The sequence below is a fragment of the Streptomyces sp. NPDC002057 genome, from assembly GCF_040296665.1.
Classification (GTDB): Bacteria; Actinomycetota; Actinomycetes; order Streptomycetales; family Streptomycetaceae; genus Streptomyces.
Genome location: NZ_JBEOXR010000006.1, coordinates 231,411 through 239,462, shown reverse-complemented (window position 1 = coordinate 239,462; position 8,052 = coordinate 231,411). Strand labels below are relative to the sequence as shown.

At 73.4% G+C, this 8,052-nt stretch carries 8 protein-coding genes and 1 pseudogene; 4 read left to right on the top strand and 5 right to left on the bottom strand.

From position 1 onward, the window contains the following. The 5 genes and pseudogenes from ABT129_RS08210 to ABT129_RS08190 all read right to left on the bottom strand — a co-directional run. A pseudogene (locus ABT129_RS08210) lies at positions 1-166 on the bottom strand (ABC transporter); the annotation flags it as partial. A 401-nt stretch (positions 167-567) separates the two neighbouring features. Further along, on the bottom strand, positions 568-1,404 hold the full coding sequence (locus ABT129_RS08205; protein ID WP_351898072.1) for a DUF4097 family beta strand repeat-containing protein: 837 nt from the start codon (positions 1,402-1,404) through the stop codon (positions 568-570). 107 nt (positions 1,405-1,511) lie between these two features. Next, the gene (locus tag ABT129_RS08200; protein WP_351898070.1) at positions 1,512-2,072 is read right to left on the bottom strand and encodes a hypothetical protein; all 561 of its coding nucleotides are present in this window, start codon (positions 2,070-2,072) and stop codon (positions 1,512-1,514) included. A 92-nt stretch (positions 2,073-2,164) separates the two neighbouring features. Continuing rightward, positions 2,165-2,701: a GtrA domain-containing protein gene (locus tag ABT129_RS08195; RefSeq protein WP_351898068.1), complete on the bottom strand. Its 537-nt coding sequence runs from the start codon at positions 2,699-2,701 to the stop codon at positions 2,165-2,167. 462 nt (positions 2,702-3,163) lie between these two features. Beyond that, on the bottom strand, positions 3,164-3,550 hold the full coding sequence (locus tag ABT129_RS08190) for a hypothetical protein (protein ID WP_351898065.1): 387 nt from the start codon (positions 3,548-3,550) through the stop codon (positions 3,164-3,166). Between the two features lie 280 nt (positions 3,551-3,830). Here ABT129_RS08190 and ABT129_RS08185 point away from each other — a divergent pair, with 280 nt between their 5' ends. The 4 genes from ABT129_RS08185 (at position 3,831) to ABT129_RS08170 (ending at position 8,022) form a co-directional block, all read left to right on the top strand. After that, positions 3,831-4,424 (top strand): ATP-binding protein, encoded by a 594-nt coding sequence (locus ABT129_RS08185; RefSeq protein ID WP_351898063.1) that lies wholly within the window; start codon positions 3,831-3,833, stop codon positions 4,422-4,424. A 167-nt stretch (positions 4,425-4,591) separates the two neighbouring features. Next, positions 4,592-5,158 carry an ECF RNA polymerase sigma factor SigK gene (gene sigK / locus ABT129_RS08180; protein ID WP_502981685.1) on the top strand — a complete coding sequence of 189 codons (567 nt, stop codon included), beginning with the start codon at positions 4,592-4,594 and terminating at the stop codon, positions 5,156-5,158. Beyond that, positions 5,155-5,937 (top strand): anti-sigma factor, encoded by a 783-nt coding sequence (locus ABT129_RS08175; protein ID WP_351898058.1) that lies wholly within the window; start codon positions 5,155-5,157, stop codon positions 5,935-5,937. Before sigK ends, ABT129_RS08175 begins: the two co-directional genes overlap by 4 nt. A 66-nt stretch (positions 5,938-6,003) precedes the next feature. Further along, positions 6,004-8,022 (top strand): ATP-binding protein, encoded by a 2,019-nt coding sequence (locus ABT129_RS08170; RefSeq protein ID WP_502981684.1) that lies wholly within the window; start codon positions 6,004-6,006, stop codon positions 8,020-8,022. Positions 8,023-8,052: the final 30 nt, after the last annotated feature.

The following is an 8,052-nucleotide window of genomic DNA, read 5'->3' as shown; positions in this document are numbered from 1 at the left end:
CGTTCGGGCCGAGCAGGGCGAACACCGTTCCCTCGGGGACGTTCAGGTCGATGCCGTCCAGGACGGTCTTGTCGCCGTAGGACTTGCGCAGGCCGACGGCGGAGATGGCGGCGGGTGACGGTGAGCCGTCACCCTGCTTGGTCGTAGGCATGACAAACGAAGGCATGGAGCCCTCCCTCTCGGAGGCGCGGGTGACCGGGGATGGGCGAGTCGGCGGGGCTGCCGATCAGGAGCGTCGCTGCCTCCTGCTCGCATCACCATGATGGCACAAGAGTGGCGCCATGGCGAGGCCATCGTGGCGCCAAATCCTCTGAGGTGTGGTGCCGTATGCCTGACCTGCGGGAATGTGGGGCGCAACGATGGCGCCTCCGTGCCGACCTGGGGTCGACGTGGAGGCGCCATGGTGGCGCCATGTGTGGGGCGAGGGCCGCATCGGTGGGGGCGTCCAGCACGATGCCGACGCCCCGCGTGGTGCGGGCGTCGGCATGGGCTGAGCGGTGGGTGATGGGTGGTGGGTCGTGGGCCGGGTCGGGAAGGGGCTCGGGGTCCTTGATCCCGTGCGCCGGTTCAGGCGCGGCGGATCACGATGTCGCCGGCGCTGGTCCGCCCCCGGACCTCTACCGTCTCCTCGGACGCCTGGGGGCCGTCCGACACCCCGAGCTCGTTCCGTACGCGCCCCGCCGTGGACCGTACGTCCAGCCAGGCGGCGGACCCTTCGGCGATCCCGATCTCCAGTGCCCCGGCGGCGGTCTCCAGAGTGATCCGCCCGCGTACCACCTCGGCGAGCCGGATGGCGCCGCTCGCGGACTTGGCGGTGACGGAGGAGTCCGCGCGCGCGACGCTGATGGGTCCGTTGGACGAGCGCACGTTCAGTTCGCCGCGGATCTCCCCGAGCGCGGTCTCGCCGTTGAGGTTCTTGACGGTGGCCGTTCCGTCGGCCCGGCCGACCCGTACCCGCCCCGACCCGTAGATGTCGACCTCGCCCGTCGCGCGGTCCACGAGGACGTCCCCGTGTGAGGTCTTCAGCCGTACGTCCGCGCCCTCCTCCAGCTGGATGTCGCCGGTTGCCGTCGTGAGGCGGCAGTTCCCGAACCGTCCCTCGGCGATGAAGTCGCCGAGGCCCGTGCGGCCGGCCAGGTCCGAGCCCGTGGGCAGTTCGACGGTCACGTCGATCGAGCCGATCTTGCCGAAGGGGGAGCGCTTCTTGGGGCCCCTGACCGTGAGCTCCCTGCTCGTGCAGGTGACCTTGGTGTCCTCGGCGGCCTGGACGTCCTGCTTGTTGCCGGGGTCGCTCGGTGTCACCTCGACCACGGTGTCGGTGCGGTCGGCCGCGATGATCCGGACCCGGCCGAAGTCGAGTTCGAGGGCGGCGGAGAGGGGCTCGGGCGTGTCGAACGTGGGCATGGCTGAGCCGTCCTTTGGCTGTGGGTCGCTGGCTGCTGGCTGCTCGTCGGGCGTGAGGCGTGACGGGATGCGGGTGGGGTGAGGTGAGGTTGGGATGCGGGGTCGGGCTAGCGCACCCAGCCCGTGAACCCCTGTCCGGCCGAGGTCGTCCTGCCGGTGTGTCCCTGTGCGGTCGAGGGCGCGCGGCCCGATCCACCCGTGGCGCGGTCCGCCGCGGGTTCCAGGGCGGCGGCCACCGCCCGGACCAGCCAGGCGTTGACGGAGAGCCCTTCGCGGTTCGCGGCCTCTTCGACCCGGACCTTGAGCTGGGCGGGCGGGCGGAAGTTGATGCGCGAGGTGGCGCCGTCCTCGACGTCCACCGGGGCCGGCGGCATGGGTGCCGGTGCCGCCACCGGCACCTCGGCCTCGCCGAAGGCGTCCGGGGCGGGCGGGGCCGTGACCACGAACTCGGGGTCGAGCCCGCGCAGCCGTACGTCGACCGAGCCGGGGGCCAGGTCGCGCGTGACCTCGTCCATGGCGTCGGAGAGTGCGTTCAGCAGGGTGAGTCGGGCCGCCGATTCGAGCGGGGCGGTGAGCCGCTTGGCGAGGGCGAGGGCTTCGTCTCCACCGGCTTCGGCGGCGACGCCGAGTTCGTGCCGGAGGCTGTCGACGTAGGGAGTGAGGTCCATACCCCCCAGAATGGCACCATCGTGGCGCCATTGCAAGCCGCATGGCGCCACGATGGTGCGGGGGTTCCGAGTCCCCCGGGGTGCGTACGGGGTCAGGCGGCGGGGCGCAGGGTGGCGGCGGCATCCGTCTCGCGGAGGCCGACGCTGTGGAACCGGACCCCCGAGGGGGTGGGCGCCCCGGCCGTCGAGGCCGTCGCCCTCCTGCGTCCGCTCGCGAAGACGACGAGTCGCAGGACGGCGAACCGTGCGGCTCCGGTGAGCGCGGAGGCGGTCAGGTAGACGCCCTGTTCGAGCGCCGCCCCCGGCGCGGCCACCAGGAGGTGCAGGGTGAACACCGCCCCGCAGGTCACGGCGTACCCGATCCCCGCCGCCCCCGCCGACTGCATGTGCTGGCGCCAGGTCGCGCGTCCACCCGCTCCGAAGGTGAAGCGGGCGTGCAGCTCGGTCGCGAGGAGCGTGGAGGCGATCGTGATCAGGGCGTTCGCCAGGGCCCACGGCAGGTGTCCCGCGAGTGCCACCACCGCGAAGCTGGAGGCGACGCCGATGCCGCCGCCGCAGAGCGCGAACCGCGCGAACGCGGCCAGGGCGGTAGGTGTCGCCTCGGTCCGGTGGTGCCCTTCCGGCTTCATGATCCGACCCCTCCGAGGCTGACTCCGCGAAACCCGAACTTCCCGGCCCGGGTGGGACGGAGGGGTTCATCGCCCGTGTCGCCAGCATGGCGCAATTAATGGCGCCACTGCAAGTCCTTTATGGCGCCATGGCGTCCATGGGTGGCGCCCAGGTGGGGTCGGATGGGGGTCGGGTGGGGGTCGGGTGGGGAAAACCGCAGGCGGGAGCGGTGGCGCCATATAGCGATGCGATGCGGGGATCGAGGCCCCGACGGCCACGGGCGCCCGGCGGCGGCGAGGCTCCGCGCCGCATCGGACGGCGGCGGTGGGCGACGGAAGGCGCCGCACAGCGACAGAAAGCGCCGCACGGCGACGGACGGCGCCGGACGGCCGTGGACGGCGGTGGACGGCCGCGCGAGGCGGCGGCGGACAGCGGAAAGGGACCGGGAGCCAGGCTCCCGGTCCCTGTCGCGGGACGTCGGATCACCGGTGGTGGCAGGACCAGTGGCCCTTCACCCAGTTGTGGTCCCAGTGGCCGGGAACGTAGACCCACTTGTAGGAGTGGTCATGGTCCCAGTTCCCGTTGTGCCACTTCCCGTGCTTGTCGTGATGGCCCTGCTGCCAGGTTTTGTGGTGGGTCCACTTCTTCTCCCAGTGGCCCTTGACCCACTTCTTCTCCCAGTGCCCCTTCTTCCACTCGCACCGGTCGTGACGGTCGTGGTGGTCACCCGTCACGACCGTCGTGGCGACGGACGTCGGCGCGGGAGCCGCTGCCGCCGTGCCTGACAGGCCGAACGCCGCACCGCCCGCCAGCAGGCCGGACGCCGCGGCGCCCGCCACCAGACGACGGACCCGTATGGACCTGGTCATCGCACACACCTCCTTCGAACGAATCGGCATCGACGCGCGCGTACGAGGAACTGCGTGGTGGGCCGGGCAGGGATCCGTCTCGGTGACGGCTGCGTGAGAGCCACCGGCCCCGCCGCGCGCGATGTAGAGGGTTCGAAGTCGAAGGCGCCGTGGATGAACCGGGGGTGAAGAATTTCGGATCGGGGCGTACGGGGCCGCGTACGGGCGTCATCCGCGGGGGGTACGGCTCCGAATACCCAGCAGAAACTCCTATCCGGTCCGAGCCCTCCTGGGGGCGGTCATGAGCACTACCACCGTGTCGGCGTCCGCCATGACACGTCACAGCGTCGCCCTTCCCTTCGACTGGAGGACTCCGGCCGTCGCCCGTCGCGTCGCGGGGCGCTGGCTCGCCGGCTCGTGCGGCCGGCCGGACCGTACGGCGGACGCCGTTCTGATCGTCTCCGAGCTGGTCACGAACGTCGTGCGGCATACGCGGGGGTCCTGCGTACTGACGCTGACGATCCGCGGCACCCTCCTCGACATCGCCGTCGGCGACGAGAGCGAGGAACTGCCGCAGACGTCCTGGGATCCGCCGGTCGACGAGCGGGGCGGCCTCGGCTTCCCGCTGATCCGGGGGCTGGGCGGTCGGATCAAGGTGGTTCCCGCTCTCGGGGGCAAGACCCTGCACGTCGCGCTCGACCTCGACCCCGCGCTCGACCCCGACGCCGCGCTCGGCCGCGACCCCGCTCCGGACCTGGCTCGCGTTCTCCGCCGCGACCCGGTCCCGGTTCCCGGCCGCGACCCCGTGCCCGACCTCCTCCTCGAACTCGATCTCGCCTTCGACCCCGCTCTCGCTCTCGACCTCGGCGGAGGTGGTCCGGACGAATCGGGATGAACCACTCCCCGGCCCGCCGTCGGGAACCTCACCCGATTGCCACCGCCGCCCGGCACCGGCACCGGATCGCGGGCAGAGTCGGGGAGTGGCAGAGCCAACGCACCCATCGCACCAGGTCCGCGCCGCAGGCGTGGCGGCCGGCTGAAGCAGAGGACGGTGAGCAGCGCTTGCCGCAGGGAAACGGGCACCACACAGCCGTGGAGGAGCTGCTGATCCGCTCGGCCGACGGCGATCACGAGGCGTTCGCCGGCGTGTACGACGCCCTGGTCGGTTCGGTGATGGGGCTGACGTGCCGGATCCTGCGCAACACCGCGTTGGCGGAGGAGGTGACGCAGGACGTCATGATCGAGGTCTGGCGCACCGCCGACCGCTATCGGCCCGAGCGGGGCACGGCCAGGACATGGGTCCTCACGCTCGCCCACCGGCGGGCCGTCGACCGGGTCCGCGCCGCGCAGGCGAGCACGGAGCGCGAGCAGCGCGCCGCGTTGCTGTCCCCCCGACCCGCCTTCGACGAGGTCGCCGAGACCGTGGAGGGCCGGGACGAGCGCCGGCGGGTGTACCGCTGCCTGGGCCGGCTCGGCCGGCTGAACCGGGTGCCGCTCGTGCTCGCCTACTACGAGGGACTGACCTATCTCGAGGTCGCCCAGTCCCTGTCGACCCCCGCGGGTACGGTGAAGTCGAGGATGCGCGCGGGCCTGCGACAGCTCCGCGCCTGTCTGGAGGGCGGATCATGACGCCTGCCGAGAACCCGCACGAGGCCGTCGGCGCGTACGTCCTGCACGCACTCCCCCCGGCCGAGGAGGCCGCGTTCGAGAACCATCTCGCGGGCTGCGAGGAGTGCCGCCGCGAGGTCGACGAACTCCGGGGCACGACGGCCCGGCTCGCGACCGCCGAGAGCGTCACCGCACCCCCCGAGCTGCGGCAGCGGACGCTGGACCGCATCAGGGCCACTCCCCAGGACCACGACATCCGCCCGCCGCGGCCCCAGCTGTCGCAGGTCCCCCTCCCGCAGGCCCGACGGCGCCGCCGTGTGGCGAGCATGGCCCTCGCCGCGTCCCTGGCCGCGGCCGCCGCGCTCGGCGGCATCGCCCTGTGGCAGCACTCCGAGGCCGAGGACGCCCGCGCCAGGGCCGTACAGGCCGAAGAGCGGGCGCGTGACGACGGCACGGCCGTCGCCGACGTGCTCACGGCTCCCGACGCGGCGCTCCACACGGAGAAGCTGTCCGACGGAGCGACCGTCGCCGTCGTCGTCTCCCGGGGCGAGGACCGGGCGGCCTTCACGGCCCGTGGCCTGCCGGCCCTCACCGGCGACCAGGTGTACGAACTCTGGTACGCCGCCGCCGCGGGCGACCTCCGGCCCGCCGGCCTGCTGCCGGGCAGCGGCGAGGAGTCGACCAGGCTCCTCGAAGGCCCCCTCGGGGACGCCGTCGCCGTCGGCATCACGGTCGAACCCGCGGGCGGCTCCGATCAGCCCACCAGCGAGCCCCTCGGCCTGATCCCGATCGGGACGTGAACCGTTCCTCCCGCCGGTCGCCGGGACCGGGGATCCGGTCCTGAACACCCTTTCCGTACACGCACAATGACAGGTGTGCAGAGTTGGATGCCGCCGGAGCGCGGGCCGTTCGTGGGACGGCACAGTGAAGTCGCGGACGTCGTCGCGCGGTTGGGGCAGCACCGGCTGGTGACACTGGTCGGAGTGGGAGGCGTCGGCAAGTCCCGGCTCGCGGCCCGGGCCGCGGACGGTCCGGCGGCCGACTCCTTCGAGACCGTGCACTGGACGCCGCTGTGGTCGCTGGGCAGCAGAGCGCTCCTGACCACGCTGGTCGCCGACGCCTGCGGCCTCTCCGACCACTCCTCGCGGGAGCCCGTCGACGCGCTCGGCGCATGGATCGGACGGCGTCGCGTCCTGCTGATCCTGGACTCCTGCGAGCACCTGGTCGCCGAATGCGCCGAGCTGGTGGAAGCCCTGCTCGGGCGCTGCCCCGGGCTCGTGGTGCTCGCGACCAGCCGCGAACCGCTGGGCGTGGCCGGCGAGTCGCTGTTCCCCGTCGCACCCCTCCCGCCGGACACGGACGCCCTGGACCTCTTCACCGAGCGGGCGGCCGCCGCCGGCGTCTCGTGGGAGAGCGCGGAGGACCAGGTGGCGGCGGCCGAGGTGTGCCAACGGCTCGAAGGGATTCCGCTGGCGCTGGAACTGGCCGCCGCGCACCTCCCGGACCAGCCCGTCCGGGCCATGGCCCGGCTGCTGCGCGACCGGCTCGGGCTCGCCGAGCCCGCCGACAGCACGCTCCAGCCGTCCCGCCACCGGGCGCTGCGCACCACCATCGGCTGGAGCCACGAACTGTGCGAGCCCCGGGAGCGGCTGCTGTGGGCACGGCTTTCGGTGTTCCGCTCCGACGCGTCCGTGGCGGACGTCGTACGGGTCTGCCGCGGCGGCCCCCTCACCGACGAGGTCCTGGTGGAGGCACTCGACGGACTGCGGCGCAAGAGTCTGCTCACGCTGCACGGCGGCAGGCTGCGGATGCTGGACACCGTCCGCGAGTACGGGGCGATGTGGCTCGACGAGCTCGGTGAGACGGCCGCGACGGCCGACCGCCACGCACGGCACTTCCACGAGGTGGTCGTCTCCGCCGAGGGCGACTGGTGGGGACCGGGCCAGGCGGCCGCGTACACCCGGATCGCCTCCTGCCACGGAGACCTCTGCGCCGCCCTTGAGCACCTGCTCGCCACGGACCCGGGGCGGGCGGCGGCCATGGCGGGGAGCCTGGGCTTCTTCTGGGCGTGCTGCGGTCATCTGCACGAGGCCGGGCACTATCTGGAGGAGTGCGCCCGGTTGACCGCCGAGCCCGCCGCCGTGGTGGCGAAGGCCTGCTGGGCGCTGGGCGTGGTGCGCTGCCTGCGCGGCGAGTACGAGGCGGCGGACCGTCTGGGCGAGCGGGCGCAGCGGGCGGCGCTGCTCGCGGCGGACGACGCGCTGCTCGCGGACGCCGCGTACCTGCGGGGCCTGGTGATGCTGCTGCGCGGCGAACCGCTGCGCGCCCTCGACGCCGCGGAACGGGCGCTGGCGAGGCCGCTCGGCGCCTCACCCGCCGTGGCCCGGTGCCGGCTGGTGCGCGTCTTCGCCCTGACCGCGTCCGGTTCCCTGCTCCGGGCCCGGGCCGCGGCCGAGGATCTGCGGGCGGAGTCCGTCGCGGCCGGGGAGCACTGGACCCGGTCCTACACCGAGTACCAACTCGCGGTGATGGCCCTCCACGAGGACCGGTCGGCGGACGCCGCCGCGCACGCCCGCGCCATGCTGCGGGACAAGCGGGCGATCGGCGACGCCTTCGGCCTCGGTCTGGGTCTCGACCTCCTCGCCGCCGCGCTGGCGGCGCTCGACGAGGCCGAGCGGTCCGCGACGGCCTACGGGGCCGGGCAGGCGTTCTGGGACATGGTCGGGCACCCCCAGCGGGGGACGCCGGAGCTGGAGCCCCTGCGGGCGCGCTCCGAACGCACCGCACGGAGCCGGATCGGCGACACCGCGTACGACGAGAGCTACGTCCTCGCCACCCTCACCGACCCCTATCGCACGCTGCGCGGCCTGCTCGCCGGTGACTGAGCGGGCCTCGTCCCCGCCCGCTCCTTCTTG